15 protein-coding genes, 1 tRNA gene and 1 pseudogene are annotated in these 16,231 nt (G+C 65.7%); 7 read left to right on the top strand and 10 right to left on the bottom strand.

Annotation, left to right across the window (positions count from 1 at the left end; translation table 11 throughout):
• A pseudogene (locus FV229_RS18910) lies at window positions 1-689 on the bottom strand (hypothetical protein); the annotation flags it as partial.
• Between the two features lie 298 nt (window positions 690-987).
• On the opposite strand from FV229_RS18910, the gene FV229_RS18905 reads away from it, so the two are divergent.
• From FV229_RS18905 to FV229_RS18880, 6 genes are all read left to right on the top strand, one after another.
• Window positions 988-1,063 (top strand) — tRNA-Lys (locus FV229_RS18905).
• 211 nt (window positions 1,064-1,274) lie between these two features.
• Window positions 1,275-2,054 (top strand): CDP-diacylglycerol diphosphatase, encoded by a 780-nt coding sequence (locus tag FV229_RS18900; RefSeq protein WP_147753440.1) that lies wholly within the window; start codon window positions 1,275-1,277, stop codon window positions 2,052-2,054.
• Window positions 2,055-2,201: 147 nt separating this feature from the next.
• Entirely contained in the window at window positions 2,202-2,759 is a 558-nt protein-coding gene (locus FV229_RS28165) for a transposase (RefSeq protein WP_246688249.1), read from the top strand.
• A gap of 364 nt (window positions 2,760-3,123) precedes the next feature.
• The gene (locus FV229_RS18890) at window positions 3,124-4,479 is read left to right on the top strand and encodes an MFS transporter (RefSeq protein ID WP_147753439.1); all 1,356 of its coding nucleotides are present in this window, start codon (window positions 3,124-3,126) and stop codon (window positions 4,477-4,479) included.
• 146 nt (window positions 4,480-4,625) lie between these two features.
• Window positions 4,626-5,624, top strand: a complete 999-nt coding sequence (locus FV229_RS18885; RefSeq protein ID WP_187275198.1) for an AraC family transcriptional regulator — start codon at window positions 4,626-4,628, stop codon at window positions 5,622-5,624.
• Between the two features lie 379 nt (window positions 5,625-6,003).
• Window positions 6,004-6,570: a hypothetical protein gene (locus tag FV229_RS18880; protein WP_147753437.1), complete on the top strand. Its 567-nt coding sequence runs from the start codon at window positions 6,004-6,006 to the stop codon at window positions 6,568-6,570.
• A gap of 133 nt (window positions 6,571-6,703) precedes the next feature.
• Here FV229_RS18880 and FV229_RS18875 read toward each other — a convergent pair whose 3' ends face one another.
• Entirely contained in the window at window positions 6,704-7,111 is a 408-nt protein-coding gene (locus tag FV229_RS18875; protein WP_147753436.1) for a hypothetical protein, read from the bottom strand.
• Entirely contained in the window at window positions 7,108-7,692 is a 585-nt protein-coding gene (locus FV229_RS18870) for a hypothetical protein (RefSeq protein WP_147753435.1), read from the bottom strand. The genes FV229_RS18875 and FV229_RS18870 overlap by 4 nt, the downstream gene beginning before the upstream one ends.
• A gap of 170 nt (window positions 7,693-7,862) precedes the next feature.
• Between FV229_RS18870 and FV229_RS18865 the strand changes: the two genes are divergently transcribed.
• On the top strand, window positions 7,863-8,216 hold the full coding sequence (locus tag FV229_RS18865) for a hypothetical protein (protein WP_147753434.1): 354 nt from the start codon (window positions 7,863-7,865) through the stop codon (window positions 8,214-8,216).
• Here the strand turns inward: FV229_RS18865 and FV229_RS18860 are convergent.
• The 7 genes from FV229_RS18860 to FV229_RS27505 all read right to left on the bottom strand — a co-directional run.
• Window positions 8,210-9,145, bottom strand: a complete 936-nt coding sequence (locus FV229_RS18860; protein WP_147753433.1) for a lytic transglycosylase domain-containing protein — start codon at window positions 9,143-9,145, stop codon at window positions 8,210-8,212. The genes FV229_RS18865 and FV229_RS18860 overlap by 7 nt on opposite strands.
• Before the next feature lie 2 nt (window positions 9,146-9,147).
• Window positions 9,148-9,954, bottom strand: coding sequence for a CsgG/HfaB family protein (locus FV229_RS18855; RefSeq protein WP_246685291.1), 807 nt, complete (start codon window positions 9,952-9,954; stop codon window positions 9,148-9,150).
• A gap of 175 nt (window positions 9,955-10,129) precedes the next feature.
• Window positions 10,130-10,570: a curli production assembly/transport component CsgF gene (locus FV229_RS18850; protein WP_187275197.1), complete on the bottom strand. Its 441-nt coding sequence runs from the start codon at window positions 10,568-10,570 to the stop codon at window positions 10,130-10,132.
• An 11-nt stretch (window positions 10,571-10,581) separates the two neighbouring features.
• On the bottom strand, window positions 10,582-11,103 hold the full coding sequence (locus FV229_RS18845; protein ID WP_147753431.1) for a hypothetical protein: 522 nt from the start codon (window positions 11,101-11,103) through the stop codon (window positions 10,582-10,584).
• Window positions 11,090-11,413 carry a curli-like amyloid fiber formation chaperone CsgH gene (csgH, locus tag FV229_RS18840; RefSeq protein WP_147753430.1) on the bottom strand — a complete coding sequence of 108 codons (324 nt, stop codon included), beginning with the start codon at window positions 11,411-11,413 and terminating at the stop codon, window positions 11,090-11,092. Before csgH ends, FV229_RS18845 begins: the two co-directional genes overlap by 14 nt.
• Window positions 11,414-11,511: 98 nt before the next feature.
• On the bottom strand, window positions 11,512-13,737 hold the full coding sequence (locus FV229_RS18835; RefSeq protein WP_147753429.1) for a hypothetical protein: 2,226 nt from the start codon (window positions 13,735-13,737) through the stop codon (window positions 11,512-11,514).
• Window positions 13,738-14,095: 358 nt separating this feature from the next.
• Window positions 14,096-16,231 (bottom strand): hypothetical protein (locus FV229_RS27505; RefSeq protein WP_187275196.1); only part of this gene is annotated, 2,136 nt, incomplete at its 5' end.

Below are 16,231 nucleotides of genomic sequence, written 5' to 3'. Positions count from 1 at the left end.
GGCATGAAGGCGACGAGCTTGCGCGCCGCCTCCGGCACCGCGGCGAGCAGCCCGTCGAGGACGTCGAGCATCGGCATGGCGTCATGAATGGCGTCGGGCGCGGCGTCGCCCGCCCGCGCCGCCGGCCCCATGCCCGACTCCGGGTCGAGCGGGCTGCCGCCGCCGTGGATGTGGCGCGCGGCGCGGACCGGGTCGTAGGCGGCCTCCGGCGGCGTGAACACGGAAAAGCCGTCGCCGCGGATGCGGGCCGGCGCGAGGCCGAGGCGGTGGAGCGCGACCTGGGCCGCGATCCCGAGGCTCTGCCCGTTCACCTGCCGCAGCCAGCCCCACGGGGCGCCCTCCGCATAGAGCCAGTCCGGGAACGGGTGCGCGGTGCGGCGGGGCGGGGCGGCGGCGCACCAGGTGGAATCCAGCGCGAACAGCACGGCGCGCACGGCGTTCCGGCGCAGGAACAGTGTTGCCAGGGTGCGCTGCTCGTCCGGCGTCGCGGCGTTGACGGCGAGGTTGGCAAAGCGCACCCCGAACGCCCGGTCGAGGTCGTGCGGATCGAGGAGGCGCGCCGTCGAGGTCCCGAACACCGCCGCGTCGTATCCGCCGGCCCGCGCGATCCGCGGGTGCATGAAGCGCTGGTTGCGATCCATGATCGCGCCCGGCCGCCCGGGGCTCGCGCGCAGGCCATAAGGGTCCATCGCCGCGACGAAACCGATCGCGGCCAGGCCGAACCCGAGGCCGGCAAGGGCGAAGGCGAGGGCGAAGCGAGGCCAGCGACGGGCAGGCGAGGTCGGGGCAGGGCGGGGAGGGATCACGGCTGACGTTCCGGCCCGACATCCGGGCGTCCGACCGCCGATGCCAGCAGACCATGGCGCCCGCGCGGCACGGATGCGACGCCGTTCGGCGCAACCCCCATGTTGACCCGTCCGGCGGCCTCCCCTATTCCACCCACGCCTCCCCGGGGCCGGCCCGCGCGGCCGACCGCACGGCGGACGCGAGCGCGTAGCTCAGCTGGTAGAGCAACGGACTTTTAATCTGTAGGTCTTGGGTTCGAACCCCAACGCGCTCACCAATTTCCTATATTTTACAGCTTTTTAGCACTAGCAACAAATTCGGTGCTTCCCCGGTTTTCGAAAGGGTAGCACGGGGGAAGCACGCGACAAGTTCTTCTGCGATCGGGCGATACGCGTCATTTTTCGACGCGGCCTGCCGATAGCTCGACGACAATGCGTTAGGTCGTGGCGGCTGCAGCTCCGGCGAGGGAAGGCGGCAGAGAGGACACTATGCGCTGCATCCTGCCGCTCCTGATCGTCGTGGCCGCGGTGCCGGCGCCAGCGCGAGCTGCCGACGATCCGAGCCGGGACGTGCTCTGGGCCGCGTTGAAGACCTGCGTGTTGGCGAAGACGGTCGCCAACCGGACCTTCCCGTGCCTCGACGTGGATCTCGGGGACGCCCAGCGCCCTGGCACGGCGGTTCTCCGCGCGCCGGGCGAGCCGACCCATGTCGTCGTCTTGCCGACGGTGACGGTGGCGGGCCTTGAGGCGCCCGCGCTGCGCGGGACGATTGGGGCCGCTTACTGGCGCGCCGCCCTGGCGGCGAGGCACTTCGTGTCGGATCCCCTAAAGGGCCGCGTGCCGGTGGCCGAGGTGGGCCTGGCGGTGAACTCGGCGCGCGGCCGCAGCCAGGATCAGCTTCACATCCATCTCGACTGCATGAAGCCGCGGGTTCTGGCGTCTCTGAAGGCGCATGCACACGCCATCCGTGGCACCTGGGCGCCGTTCCCGATTCCGCTCGTCGGGGACCGCTACCTCGCGATGCGGGTGCCGGCAGCCGAGGCGGATCGCTTCAACCCCTTCACTGCGCTGGCCCGGTTGCCCGGCCGGCGGGACCTGCGCGAGACGAGCTTCGCCGCCGTCGCCACCGCGGCCGGCGACTCCGAGCCCGGCTTATACGTGCTCGCCTACCGGGCACCGCGGGCGAGCGCCGAGGACCTGATGGTTCACACGTGCTCGGCCTATGGCAGAGCAGCGGCCGGCGCTATCAGCCTGCCGGATGCGAAGTGAGAGAAGGAGGAACTGCTACCGATCTGCTCTTGCTCGTCCGAGACGACGTTGCACGTCGTCATCGTCCGGGAAGGCTCGCGCCTCGGCATTGTAGGCGTCCACTCGATCGCTTGAGTAAGGACGCGGCTCGGCCCGTGGCTCTGGGCATTGCCGTTTCTGACCGCCCTCGTCCCCTCGGAGCGCGCCTGCCGGGAACGAGGACGTCGGCACAAGACCTTGCTCGATGTCGGACGGCAGATGGCCCTGCAGGCGCGCCGCTGGTTGCCGGGGCGCGACCTCGTGCTGGTGGGCGATAGCGCCTTCTCGGCCTTGCTGTTTCTCGATGCCCTGCGCCGCGGCGGCGTCACCGCCATCACCCGCCTGCGCCTGGATGCGGCGCTCTACGATCCAGCGCCCCCAAGGCTTCCCGGTACGATCGGGCGCCCGCGCAAGACGGGTGCACGGCGGCCAACCCTGTCCAAGATCCTGACCGAGCCGGCCACCATCTGGCAGCAGGTGAGCGTGCCGGGCTGGTACGGCACAGGTGAACGCAGGATCGAGATCACCTCGGCTTCCGCCGTCTGGCATCATTCCGGGCTGCCGGTAGTGCCAGTCCGCTGGGTTCTTATCCGCGATCCCGAGAACCACTTCCAGCCGCTAGCTCTACTCTGCACCGACCCCGCACGAGACCCGACGCAGATCGTGACGTGCCTCATCCTGAGCTAGTCGAAGGATCGTCCGGCGCTGGCAGGTCGAGGTCACCTTCCAGGAAGCGCGTGCCCATCTCGGCGTCGAGACCCAGCGGCAATGGTCCGACAAGGCCATCGCTCGTACGACCCCCTGCCCGCTCGCCCTGTTCTCCATCGTCACTCTGCTCGCCACCCGGCTCTCAGCGCGTGAGCAGCGGCAGATTGCCGTGGCTGCGTGGTACCCCAAATCGCAGCCGACCTTCTCCGATGCTCTTGCAGCCGTCCGTCGAACCATCTGGCGCGAGGAAGCTTCTTCGATGTCAGGCCGCAGGCGCGACCGCAGGAAACGTCGGTTCCGTCTTCCACCCGCCTGGGCCTACGCCCTATGCCAGGCGGCCTGAATGGCTAAAGTCGAGCTGAGGGAGGCGCCGCAGCGCGTCCCGAATAGGAACGCCGTCATTCCCGCACCCGCCTCACACGAACGTCGATCCGACATCCGCGCGTCGCCGATCCGCCTCTGGCCCGGCGTCTACCTTCTTGCGGCGACGCACCTCATCGCCTTCGCCGACCGGTTCCTCATCGCCCTCGTGGCCCCGGCCATGAAGACCGCGTTGGGATTCAGCGACTTCGAGGTCGGTCTTGTGCAAGGTACAGCGTTCGTAGCGGTGTTTGTCCTCGCCTCGATCCTGTGCGGCGGGCTCGTCGACCGCCTCCATCGGCCCCGCTTCATCGCGGCTAGCATCCTGGTCTGGAGCGCGGCATCCGTGGCCTGCGGTCTCGCGACCTCCTTCAGCGAGCTGATCGGCGCTCGTATGCTGCTCGGCCTCGGCCAAGCCTGCCTGACACCATTGGCCCTTTCCCTCATCGCCGAGCGCCAGGGGCGAGCCCAGCTCGGGCGCGGCATCTCCATCTACACCGCCGGGGCCACCCTCGGCCGAAGCTCCGCCCTCCTGGCCGGTGGCGGTCTGCTCGCCGTCCTGCCGGCGACCATCGCGTTCGTGCCGCCCTTCGGCCCGTTGCCTCCCTGGCGGGCGATCTTCGTCTTGAGCTGCCTTCCCAATCTCGTTCTGGCGACACTCTACCTCGTCCTGCACGACCCGGACCGCGTGCGGACGTCTAGGCAGGATCGACCGCGTCAGCATGCGCTTGCTTGGCTCGCCCGGCACGCCCGGCGCTATGCTGCCCACACCGTCGCCAGCGCCGCGACGATCCTCATTGTCCAATCCGTCAACGCCTGGGCCGTGGTCCTCTACGTGCGCCGCTTCGGCCTCAGCATGGCGGAGGCAGGCAGTGCCTTCGGCCTCGTCGTGGTCCTGGCGGCTCCGATGGGTCACCTGGCGGGCGGCTGGATCATCGATATGCTCGCACGATCCCGTCCGCGCACCGCCGCGATCCTGGTTCTCGCCGGGTGCCTTGCGATCACCCCACCCATCGCGGCCGTGTTCGGCCTATCGGATCGCGTCGCGGTCTCCTTAACGGCGCTCGCGGGCCTCATCTTCCTACTCGGCCTCGCCGCGCCCGCCGGTCTTCTCGGCCTCCAGACCATGACACCGAAGCCCCTGCGCGGCCGGATCACCTCTCTGTTCATCGCCGTCGTCACGACCGTGGGTTTCGGCATAGGGCCACCCTCGATCGGTGCCTTGAGCGACCGGCTGTCTGACTATGGGGGGATCGGGCTGGCCATCGTTGTCGTCGTGACCGTCGCCGCCCTCCTAGGGTTAAGCGGCGCCCTGGCGGGACTGCGCCGCCGCGCGTAACGTGGACACTCGGAAAATACGTCTTCGCTCGGTCGAACGATGGGACGGAACCCGGATGGGATGAATGTGGTTCGAAATCAGCTGGGATGGTTCGGTATCGCCCCGTCGGGTTTACGGGCCGTAGCCCATCCTTCGAAAAACAGGCCATGCTCAGACGCGCCGCATCGGACGAGTTCGAAACCTACCACGATCTCTATTCCGTCGCGTCCTCGGTCTCGCGGGTTGGTGATAGGTTCGAGGCGACCGTCATAGGGCGTCGCGCCGCCGGATTGTTCCTGTTCGATCGGCAGGTCGTCGGGGTAGTCCATCAGCGGGAGGGCTCGCGAGCCCAGCGTGATGGACTCGAGCATCTGAACCTTCAGGTATTGCGGTCGGGCCGTATGCTTGCCGGCGCGCCGGGGTACGAGCGCCTCCTCGCCGCCGGCGACGTCGTTCTGTTCGACACCACGCTTCCGCAACGTACGGTCCTGCACGACGCCGACTTCGTCACCGTTGCGTTGTCCCGGGAAGTCGTCGAAGCCGTGGTCCCAAACCTACGCAGTTTTCACGGTACCGTTCTCTCGAGGAAGGCCTGCCCAGGGCTCGGCGTGGCCGTACTGTCCCTGGCCCGGGGGGGGGCCGGGTCCGCCGCTGCTCCTCTCGGGGGGAGCGCGCTGATTGCCGGTTTGATCGCGAACGGCATGGATCGCTCCGGACGATGCGTCACCGATCGGGATCGCGACGACGAAGAAATACAGGCCGCACGGCGACTGCGTGCGTCGCTGTTCATCGATGCCCATCTCGGGCGGCACGACCTCGATGTAGGTCTGGTTGCGACCGGCTCCGGGGTTTCCCGCAGCGCGCTCTACCGGGCCTTCGACCCGGTGGGTGGCGTCAAGGGCGAAATCGTCCGGCGCCGGGTAGCCCGCCTACGCTCCGCGATCCTGCGGGGCGACAGGCTTACCCCGATCGCGACCCTGGCGTGGAACCTCGGCTTTTCATCGGCCAGTCACGGCTCGCGCACCTTCACGGCGGCCTACGGGGTACCACCCGCGCAATTCCGCGACGCCATGCTGCGTCCTGAGGACAGCGCCGTGGGCGACCTCAAGGCAGAACACATGCGCGGCTTGGTCGAGGTCCTGAACGCCAAGTCGTCGAGGGTCTGAGCCGCGCGACCGGCACGATGCGCCCCGAGGTGGCGTTCGTCTCCCGAAAATTTCATCGTCCATCCCGAACGATGCCGTGGGTCCCTGCATAAGATTGGGGATGCTCAGACAGTACGCGCCTTCGGACCCCGAGGTACCAGCGAGGGGTGCGCGTTGTTCGATACACCCGTTCGAAAGCGAACCTCGACGCCACAAGTGAGCGTTTGGTGCCGGGTATGGCACCGCGATCGCCTGATTAAGCATACGAGAAGATCCGTGCGCAGCGCACGAACGTGAGATCATTCCTCTTAAGCATTTCCCCTTACGTATAGTTCTGTAATCCGTAGTTGCCCCGCCGATAACGGAGATTAAATTTTGTTACGCAAGGGAGCATAAAATCATGTTCTTCCGGCTTATGACGCCTGCCGTCCGAACGGTACTCCTGACCACATGCGGACTCATCGTCGCCACGAGCCCATCGGCAGCCGAAACGAGCATTTTTTCACGGCAGGCGGCTTTTGTGGATCGAGGCGCAATCAGTCTCGACGATGCTTCCTGCCTTCGTCAGAACTGCTTCACAACGCCACTTTTTTCGGCTTGGGACTATGATCGGGGCGATCCGACTTACTTGTTCGGTACGAAGGAGCCGGCAGCTCAGGGAAGGGCCGCCCCGAGAGCTACGACGGGTTTAGAGGCGCCGGCAAGTAATAGCCTTCGCAGCACGCGTGGTGATGGTGCCATGTTGTCCACACAGCAGATCGGAACCGGCAATCGCATCCTATCCGTTCAGGATTCAATGGGGTTCGCCCTGAACGCGGTCTTCACGCAAGTAGGACAGGACAATCAGATTACCGGGTTCCAGCAAGGGGGCTTCAATGTCGCAATCATCGCCCAGAGTGGCAGTCAAAACATTTCCTCTTTCACCCAGACTGGCATCGGGAACACGTTAACCGTCAGACAACGTTGAAGCAGCGTGAAGTATAATATTCACGTCGCAGCCGAGTTGAGTTCGGAAAAGCTCGGATCGAACCCACTTGACCAAAGACTAATCGTTACCGGCCGTCAATGCATCTCCCAATCACTCTGGAGCTACCCGCCCTTTACCGGTCGAACACGATCGAATTGGGGTTCGAGCGAATGACGCCGCCGGCCTTGCCGGCCTCCGGCAGCCAATTGTTCACGCGCTTGGGCGTCCCTGCCTTCGGCGTAGCGACTGCGGGAGATGTGTTCGGGCGCCCTTCGACCTGGGGCGGTACGACGTCTGCCGACGGTGAGAGCAACTGATCCGATGGCCTCTGGATGCGTCCGGCGAAGCTGTCGACACACCGCCTAAGCGAGACCGGATCGGTGAGCAGCGTGCAGTCGTTGACGTTGTTAATCGTCTGGGCCGCCGCCGCCCAAGGAACAAGCCCTATGACTAGGGGGGCCAGCGCCGCGAGTCTGCGGATCCCACCGGCCCTCGCCGAGATCGTGGTGCTTGTTCCGGTCGGCAACACGGCGGTCATCATCGCTTCTGGGCAGGGTTCACCTGCAGGATCTCGATGCTGTTCGGCTCCCCCGGCCTCTGTGCTTTCCGTGGCGGTACCACGGGTGGCGGGCTGGCCACCGGAGCCGGCGGGCCGGACACGGCCGCGGATTGGCCTCCCGGGCCGGGCGGCGGCGGAGCCATGCGGCCATTCAGGCGGCCGAAGCGCACGCGCACGGTCTCGATGCGCTGCGCCGCGGTATCGAACACGCACTCGTAGGTGATACGGACCCATTCGCGCTGCGGGCTCATGAACCGGATCGAGTCGCCCTTGTAGCGAATAGCGGCCTCACTCGGCGCGGGCGGATCGGCCTCTTGGAAGATTCCCCCGAAGGGACGGGTAAGCCACTCGAAGTCGAACGGCGCCTCGTTCTCGATTCGCGGGGCGCAGGCCTGCGCCGCCCGCTCCGCGTTGGCGCGGACGCAACCAGCATCGCAGAGCGGCGCACGGGCGTCGCCGGGTGGGGTGTTCGCCGCGGGCGGCGGCGTCTCGGCTTTGGGCGCCGGTGCGACGGCCTCGGCGGCCGCGAGGGGAAGCGGTTGAACAGCAAGGAGAACGGTCAAGGCCAGGCTGCCTAGGCGAGCGCCCGGCCGTCGCGGCGCCGCGGGGCCGGAAGACCGCCGACCGGGAACCATGCAGTGCACTCTCGAATTGATCATTGTGCTTGGCTCAGCTTATCCGAATGATTTGGAAAGCAGTGTCGGAAGAACCGGGATCACGGGACATCGGTCACATGCGCCACGCTCTGTCGGCTTTGATGGGATGCCTGATCCTGAGTCCGTCCGCGGGACTGGCGCAGTCCGGGATCGAATACAGGTCGCCATCGAGCGTGAACGATTGCACCTTCGTCAAAGACCCGACCGCCCTGCGCGATTGCCTCGATTTCGTCGAAGGCCGACGTGTCGGCCCGCGCATCGTCACCAGCGTCGGCACTCCACCCGTGCCGCCGACACTGATCCGGGAGGCTGCCCCGTCCGCGCCGAGCGCACGGACGGACCGCAACTTGCGCGAAGCCCCACCCGCGAGCGTTGATCCCGTCCGGGTCGAGCAGATCGGGTCGGGCCGTGGGACGCGCCCCGGTCAGTAGATTTGCCGCACGAAACAGGTTTGCCCCCGCTCGTTCATGAGGTCGCACAACGCTTGTTCGGATTGGACGACCCGCTCCGCAGTCTTTGTCTTGGCGCTCCGGACAGTCAGGGCGACGTCCGTCTTGGATGACGGCGTTTTCGCGAGCGCCCTCGGTGGAAGGACGATGGCCGAAGCGGCCCCGGCGCGGTCCGGTCCGACCGTCGCGGAGCGCGGTGCCGCGGGCTCGCTGGACGGACCAACGAGGGCCGTCCACTGCGCGGCGCCCGGTGCCGTGGAGATCCGCCCGGCGGGCGACCAGCTCTCGACCTCCCGGCCGGTGATGGCGCGGACATAGGCGCGGGTTTCGAGGGGCATTGCGGCCATGCCGCCGAGCCAGCGGTCGACCCGTCCGGGACCGGCATTGTAGGCGGCGGCGGCAAGGCCGAGATTGCCGAAACGGGTCGTGTGTTCCCGGAGGAGTTCGGCCGCCTTGAGCACCGCCGCCTGGGGATCGAACGGATCGGAGAGGCCACGCTCGAGGGCGGTGGCCGGCATGAACTGGGCGATGCCGAGGGCGCCCTTGGGGCTCACCGCATCAGGGCGCAAGCCGCTTTCTTTCACGAGGAGCCTGTACAGGAAGTCGTAGGGTAGACCGGCGCGGGATGCTGCATCGGCAATGAGAGGGGCAATTTGGAGGGTGGTCCCCCGCGTATGGGGGTTTGCCCAGAGTTGCGTCCCGCCGCCGAACGTGCCGGTCGCTCCGATCCGCAGGAAACTGGCGGTGGCGGGCGCAGCGACGTTATCTGACAAGCGGAGATCGATTCCGCCCGCGACGGCAGGCACGGCGGGCGCCGACGAGGCGGCTGTCAGGTGATCCTCCTTTCGCACGGATCCCATCGAGCAGACACAGGCAACCGCCGTCAGAAGCATGCGCAGACGAACGGGCATCGTTAGTTCTTCGCGGCCACGATCGTTTCGGACTGCGGCGCCAAGGTGGCGGCGTCGACGAGGGGCGGAATCTTGTCGCGGAACTGATGCTCCTCAATGAGACGGCGTCCGACGAACGGGTCGCGGAACCGCCACAGGCCCTTTTCGGCCCCCTCCAGCACCGTCGAGTAGACGGCGAGTTCGATGGCTTCGCGCACGGCCATCTGGGTCGGCTCATTGCGGGTGATGCCCGCCTCGAGTTCGAGGAGCTTGTTCAGGGCGACGTATCGGAAGGTGCCGGCATTGAGGGCGATGGAGTAGATCGTCTTCGTCACCGTGACGCTGTTGAGCACTTCGCCGGTCTGGACCGAGACGATGCGCATGCCGACCGTCACCACATCGCGTCGGTACTTCGTGTCGCCACCGATGCCGAGGTAGCGCGCGCCGAGTCCGCCCGTGATCGTGTTGGCGTCGTAGGCGAGGATGCCGCCCTCGACGATGAGGCCTGCGAACCGGATCGGCGGCAGCGGCTTGGCGTTGTCGGGGGCGAATTCCTGCCGTGTCGCCCGGATGAGCTGACGCTCCTGCAGCACGTTTGCGAGGCCGCCGCGCTCCACCACGCGGAACCAGCGGCCGTTGCCGGCGCGGCGCAGGGCATCCACGGCGAACGCCGCGCCCCCTTGGGTCACGGCGCGGGAATACTCGGCGATGTTGTCGCTTGGCTTATTCTGCCCGGTGAGGTCGGGAAAGCTGTAGATCGCGATGTCGATGCTGCGCAGGGGCGGCGGCAGGGTTTCGAGGTTGAGGCCCGTGGGGGATTGGGCCGTCACCGTGGGTGCCTCCATGAGCGGCCCTTCGACCAGGCCAATGGGCGAACAAGCGGCAGCCGACGCGACGGCCATGGCCGCCGCGAGGCCCCGACAGACATGGATGATACGCACTGGAACCCCCAACCCCGATCGCCGTCTCTGGCCGACGGCTCATTCAACTCACATGGTCTCGTAGTTATGGCGCGCTCGGAACCGTCACCGTGGTCACCGACTGTCCGTCGTTGATCGTCACCTGAACGTTGCCACCGATCCTGACGAAGCCGATGGTCGTTCCCTGGAACGCGAAGCTGCCGCTGGTCTGAGCATTCTCGCCGAAAATCGATTGGGTGATGCGGTTGGCGAGCGAGCTGTAGAGCTGCGACTGCAGCTGTTGGGCGAAGATCTGCCCCGGTGTCTGCGCCGTGCTGGTGGATTGGAGCGCGCTGCCGATCTGCTGCCGGCGCTGTTCCTCGCGCTGGTAGAAATTCTGGGCGCTCGCCTCCGATTGCAGCCAAGAGCCATTCAGGGGACTGCCGCCGAAGGCCGGATTGACCGGCTGATACACGAGGCTGCCGGCCTGCGCGGCGGAAGCGGTAACGGCGAGGCAGGCGAGGAGAACAAGGGGGCGGATAATCATGGGAAAAACCCTCAGCGAACCTGACGAACAGTGATGGTGCGGTTCGACCCAACATCCGAGATGGTGTTAGACAGGTTCGAGCCGATCTGCTGGCTGACGATGGTGTTGCTCTGGCCGGTGGCGCTGATGCTCGAGGTGTTGCCGTTGCCGACCTGCTCGATCCCGAGCCGGTTGCCGCTGCCGTTCACTGCCGACACGTTCGCCGTGTTGAGGTTTCCGGACTGCATGAGGGTGAAGGTGGTCTGGTCCGCCGCCACGGAGACGCCGGCGCGGTTGCCGCTGCCGATCTGCGTCTGCGTCGTCGAAACGCCGCGCCCCTGGGTCTCCAGGGTGACCGAATTCGATTGGCCCGACTGATTGACCATGGTGCGGTCCGCCCCGTCGGAGAGCAGCGGAATCGGGATCGTCTCGCCGCCGATGACGGCGTAACCCTGGACGGGCGCCGCCGTCTGTGCCTGGAGCGGCGCGAGGGCGAGGCCGAAGAGCCCGGATGCAGCGGCGAGCCGGACGGCCGTCTTATTAAAGGCGTTCATTGCCATCCTCGCATTCGGCAGTCTTGCCATCGGACATCACGACGAGGTGAGCGTGAAAGCGCGCGCCGACCTCGAGAGAGAACGTCATTTCGCCGATCTTGCTGGCCTGTGGCGGGTCGATTTCAAATAATCCGCCCTGGTTAAGGATCGACGAACCAGATGGACCTGATTTTACCACCTTCAGTCTATAGCTTCCACCACGAACGGAGTCGGAAAAAACCATACCTCCGAGGGATACCGTGCCGTTCTCGACATTCTGAGTCAATGTACAGCGTAGGGCTGGCGGCTCCGGCGGCGGAACTTGTGGCATGATGTACCTTCAAGGACACGGAACAGATCGAAGCCGGTACTGTCGAGTACCGGCTTCGCATCTTAAAACACACGGTCGAGCCGTGCGGCGCGCGACGATCAGCGCTGGCGGATCGTGAGGGTGCTGCCGGTGCCGGTCTGGTTGTAACTCGCCATCATCGTATTGCCGGTCTGGGTAACGGTGGCGGAGTTGGAGGCGCCGTCCTGCGTCCCGGCGATCGCGTTGCCGCTGCCGTTCTGCGTCAGGTTCGCCTGCACGCCGAAGCCCGCCTGGGTTGACGTGATGGCATTGTTAGAGCCGGTCTGGTTGGAGATCAGCATTGCGAGATCACCGCCTTGCGCGCTGGTCAGGCTGTTGGCGGTGCCCGATTGGGCCGCGGTGAGACTGCCGTTGGTGCCGGTCTGGATGGTGCTCAGGACGTTCGTCATCCCGATCTGGGAGACGGAGGCGGTGGCGTTGCTGCTGGACTGGGTGTTGAACAGTTGGTTACTGGTGCCGCTCTGGTAGGCGGCGTCGGCGGTTTGCTTGAATGTGCGTCCGTAGGTTGTGTTGTATCCGGGGCCGATGAGCTTGTTGTTGGCTCCCGATTGCGTCGAGGTCGCAATGTTGGCAAAGCCGCTCTGTTCCAGGCTGGTCTTACCGTTGCTGCTGGCGGCGGTCTGGATCAGGGTCGCCTTGTTGCCGTCGCCGTTGTACTGGACCGCGCGAAGGTCGTTGAAGCTGCCGGCCTGCCGAAGATCGAACACGTTGCTGTTGCCGACTTGAGCCACGATGGTGACGTTGCTCTTGCCGCCCTGGACGCTGTCGATCGCGTTGTTCGTCCCCGGAGTGCGCGTATCGGTGCTGAAGACATAGTAGTCCTGATCGAACGCCGCCTGGTTCCGCTCGCCAGACTGATCGGACGTGATGCGGCTGTTCGTCTGGCCGGTCTGCCCGCCCTTGCTGAAATTGCTGTAGGTGGAGCCCGACAGCAATGAGTCGGACGTCCCCGACTGCGTCAGCGCGATCGTGCTGGACTTGGTGTCGGTCTGATACCCCTCGCCGCGATTGCGCTGGCCGGACTGGGTGATGGTGATCGATCCGTCCTTGACGAGGAATTGCTCGGCCTTGCTCTCCTGCCGCGTTCCGGTCTGGCCGATGGTGATCGCTGCGTTGGTGACGGCGCGCTGCAACGCGGAGGCCGTGTGGCCGTTGCCGCCTTGAGTCACCGAAACACCCGACGTGGTCGCGTCGGTCTGATCGATCGTGCCGCTGTTGGCGTCGCCGGTCTGGGTGAGGGTGGCGGAACTACCAGAGACGCGAGTCTGATCGCCGAAGCCGCCGTTGCCGTTACCAGTCTGAGTGAAGATCGAGGACGAGCCGGTCGCACTGTTCTGGTTCTGCGTGAGGGTGTTGCCGTTGCCGAGCTGAGAGCCCTTGATCGTGCCGCCGTTCGTGACGGACTGGAGACCGGACGCGATGTTGTCGTTGCCGGTCTGAGTGAAGGTGAGGCTGCTGCCAGTCGCGGTGAACTGCGCGCCTGTGGCGCTGTTGCGGTCGCCGACTTGGGCGGTCGTCAGGCTGCTCTTCCCGTCCACGAGGGTCTGGCCGAGGGTGGCGGTGGAGCCCGTGCCGGACTGCGTCGCCGTGAGGGTAGCGGTGTTGGCGCTCATCTGCACGGCGGTGACGCGGTTCGGGGTCGCCGCGTTGGTGCCGGTCTGGGTCACCGTGAGGGTGCTGGCGACGCTCGCCGCGTCCTGGCTGGTGACGATCTGGTTGCCGAGCAGCGACTGGTTCACTGTCTGGGTGTTGCCGGTGCCGGATTGCTGCAGGTTGAACTCGTTGCCGGTGCCGGACTGGCGCAGGTCGATGACGCCGTTCACCGCCTTCGCGTCCTGGGTGACGACGTTGCTGCCCGTGACCGAGCCGTTCACGAGGCCCTTGCTCGTGCCCGAGGCGCCGCCGTTGTTGGTGCCGGTCTGCTGCAGCTCGACCCGGCCGCTCGTGCCGGCCTGGATCACCGCGGCCTTGTTAGCCGAACCGTCCTGCTTGCCCTGGACCGCGCTGCCGAGGCTGTTGCCGGTGCCGGTCTGGTCGACGGTCAGGGTGTTGCTGCCCGCGCCCGTCTGCAGGAAGGCCTTGTCCGTGGTGCCGACGGCGTTGTTGCCGCCCGAACCCGCCGTCACCGACTTGGCATCGGAGCCGGTGTCGTTCTGGTTGATCGTGATGGCATTGCCACCGGTGCCGGTCTGGCTCGTGTAGGCGCGGTTGTTGTCGGCATAGGCCGTGGCGGCAAAGGCGCTCGCGGCGACACCCATCGACAGCATGAGAAGATGCTTGTTCATTGGAACGGACCCCTTGGTTCGGCACTTATTGTTATGATTACTGGGTGGAACACCCTGCCGGCGATTGACTGGGGTCGCGATCTGGCTTGGCCACCCAACCTTAGCCTTTGCGATGCAATAGCCCAGCCATTGAGGACGCGTCTTGTCCGAGCGTCCCAATCTGTGGAACATCCCGATAATTCGAATCACGAAAGAGTGACCCGCTGTCTGTTCTGGATGCTGTTCGTGGCCCCGAAGAGCCTGCGTGGTTCGTGATGCCTTGGAGGCGATCGAGGCAGCGGAACAGGCCGAAGCCGGTACTGTGACGTACCGGCTTCGCTTCTTGCAGGAACGGTCGAGCCGCGCGCGTACCCGGAGATCAGCGCTGCCGGACCGTGAGGGTGTTGCCGGCACCGGTCTGGTTGAAGTTTGCCACCATCATGTTGCCGGTCTGGGTGACGTTGGCGGTGTTGGAGGCACCGTCCTGGAAGCCGGTGATCACGCTGCCGCTGCCGTTCTGGTAGGCGACGATACCGTTGCCGCTGCCGTTCTGCGTCAGGGTCGCCTGCACGCCGAAGCCCGCCTGGGTCGACATTATGGTGTTGTTGGAGCCGGTCTGGGAGCTGAGCAGCATCGCGAGATCGCCGCCCTGCAAGCTGGTCAGGCCGTTGGACGTGCCCGACTGGGTCGCCGTGAGCCTGCCGTTGGTGCCGGACTGCGTGGTGCTCAGGGCGTTCGTCGACCCGATCTGGGAGACGGAGGCGGTGGCGTTGCTGCCGGTCTGGGTGTTGAACAGCTGGTTGCCGGTGCCGCCCTGGTAGGCCGCCTCGGAGACCCAACCTTGAGATCCGGCCGAAACGAGCTGACGGACGCCGTAATACGGGTAGCCGGAACCCGTGAGGGTGTTGTTGGCGCCGGACTGCGTCGAGGTCGCGGAGTTGTTGGACCCGCTCTGCTCCAGTTTGGCCTTGCTGCCGCTGCTGCTGGCGGTCTGGATTAGGGTCGCTTTGTTGCCGTCTCCGCCGTTCTGGAGAGCCTGGATCTGGTTGTTGGTTCCAGCCTGCTGAAGATCGAGCGTTTGATTGCTGCCCGCCTGAGTTGCGCTGGTATTATTCGAGGTTCCGCTCTGAACGCTGCCGATCAGATTATCGCTACCGCCGATGTTCTTCTGGGCGGCATTGTCCCATGGACCCTGCTGGAAATATACGTAGTTGCTTTTTCCGGACTGATCGGACGTGATGCGGCTGTTGTTCTGTGAGTTTTGGGTCGCGCCGCTGTTGTTGTTGTAGGTCGGATAATAGAAAGCGTAGGGGGAGGTGGGAGCAGCGGCAGGGGCCTTGTCGGGGGCGCCCGACTGAGTCAGTGTAATGTTGCTGTTTTTCGAAGAGGATTGATATCCGCTGCTGTAGTTGTATTGACCGGACTGATTGGTCTTGATGGTGCTATTGTCAGAAAAATTTTGAGAGCTGTTGGAGGTGTTCTGCGTTCCGGTCTGATCGACCGCGATCAATCCGCCGGACATATTGTTTTGCGATGCATTTACGCTGTGATTGTTTCCGGTCTGGTTCGCCGTAACGGTCGAAGCGGTCGCGTAGGTCTGGTAGCTCGAACCGCTGTTCTTGTCGCCGAGCTGGCTGAAGATCGAGGAACTGCCGTTTGCGCTGCTCTGGCTCTGCGTGAGGGTGTTGCTGTTTCCGGTCTGGCTGCCGTTGATCGTCCCGCCGGTCGTATCGGACTGCGTCTGGGTGATCTGGTTGAGGTTTCCGAACTGGAGGCCGGTGATGGTGCTGCCGCTCGTGTTGGTCTGACTGCCCGACGCCGTGTTGTTGTTGCCGAGCTGGGTCTGACCGAGAATGCTGCTCGTCGCGATGTTTTGCGTCGCCGTCGCGGTGTTGTCGTTGCCGGTCTGGGTGACGCTGAGGGTGCTGCCGGTCGCGGTGGACTGCGTGCCCGTGGCGCGGTTGCGGTCGCCGCCCTGGTTCACGGTGAGGCCGGAGGCGGCGTGGACGTCGGTCTGCCGGCCGGTCACGGTGTTGCCGGTGCCAGTCTGGCTCGCGGTGAGGCTGCTCTTCCCGTCCGCGAGGGTCTGGCCGAGGGTGGCGGTGCCGCCCGTGCCGGACTGCGTCGCCGTGATGGCAGCATCGTTGGTGTTCGCCTGCACGGCGGTGACGCGGTTCGGGGTCGCCGCGTTAGTGCCGGTCTGGGTCACCGTGATGGAGCTGGCGGCGCTGGCTGTGTCCTGGCTCGTGGTGAGCTGGTTGCCGAACAGCGACTGATTCAGCGTCTGAGTGTTGCCGGTGCCGGATTGCTGCAGATTGAACTCGTTGCCGATGCCGGTCTGGCGCAGGTCGATGACGCCGTTCACCGCCTTCGCGTCCTGGGTGACGACGTTGCTGCCCGTGACCGAGCCGTTCACGAGGCCCTTGCTCGTGCCCGAGGCGCCGCCGTTGTTGGTGCCGGTCTGCTGCAGCTCGACCCGGCCGCTCGTGCCGGCCTGGATCACCGCGGCCTTGTT

This window comes from Methylobacterium sp. WL120 (assembly GCF_008039465.1).
Taxonomy (GTDB): Bacteria; Pseudomonadota; Alphaproteobacteria; order Rhizobiales; family Beijerinckiaceae; genus Methylobacterium; species Methylobacterium cerastii.
This window is presented reverse-complemented; position numbering and strand designations above follow the sequence as displayed.

Coding starts and splice junctions, on each gene's coding strand:
- FV229_RS18835 (WP_147753429.1), bottom strand. CDS start 13,737: ATGAACAAGCATCTTCTCATGCTGTCGATGGGTGTCGCCGCGAGCGCC.
- FV229_RS18885 (WP_187275198.1), top strand. CDS start 4,626: ATGCTCAGACGCGCCGCATCGGACGAGTTCGAAACCTACCACGATCTC.
- FV229_RS18860 (WP_147753433.1), bottom strand. CDS start 9,145: ATGCCCGTTCGTCTGCGCATGCTTCTGACGGCGGTTGCCTGTGTCTGC.
- FV229_RS18880 (WP_147753437.1), top strand. CDS start 6,004: ATGTTCTTCCGGCTTATGACGCCTGCCGTCCGAACGGTACTCCTGACC.
- FV229_RS18875 (WP_147753436.1), bottom strand. CDS start 7,111: ATGATGACCGCCGTGTTGCCGACCGGAACAAGCACCACGATCTCGGCG.
- FV229_RS18900 (WP_147753440.1), top strand. CDS start 1,275: ATGCGCTGCATCCTGCCGCTCCTGATCGTCGTGGCCGCGGTGCCGGCG.
- FV229_RS18845 (WP_147753431.1), bottom strand. CDS start 11,103: ATGAACGCCTTTAATAAGACGGCCGTCCGGCTCGCCGCTGCATCCGGG.
- FV229_RS18850 (WP_187275197.1), bottom strand. CDS start 10,570: ATGATTATCCGCCCCCTTGTTCTCCTCGCCTGCCTCGCCGTTACCGCT.
- FV229_RS18890 (WP_147753439.1), top strand. CDS start 3,124: ATGGCTAAAGTCGAGCTGAGGGAGGCGCCGCAGCGCGTCCCGAATAGG.
- csgH (WP_147753430.1), bottom strand. CDS start 11,413: ATGCCACAAGTTCCGCCGCCGGAGCCGCCAGCCCTACGCTGTACATTG.
- FV229_RS18865 (WP_147753434.1), top strand. CDS start 7,863: ATGCGCCACGCTCTGTCGGCTTTGATGGGATGCCTGATCCTGAGTCCG.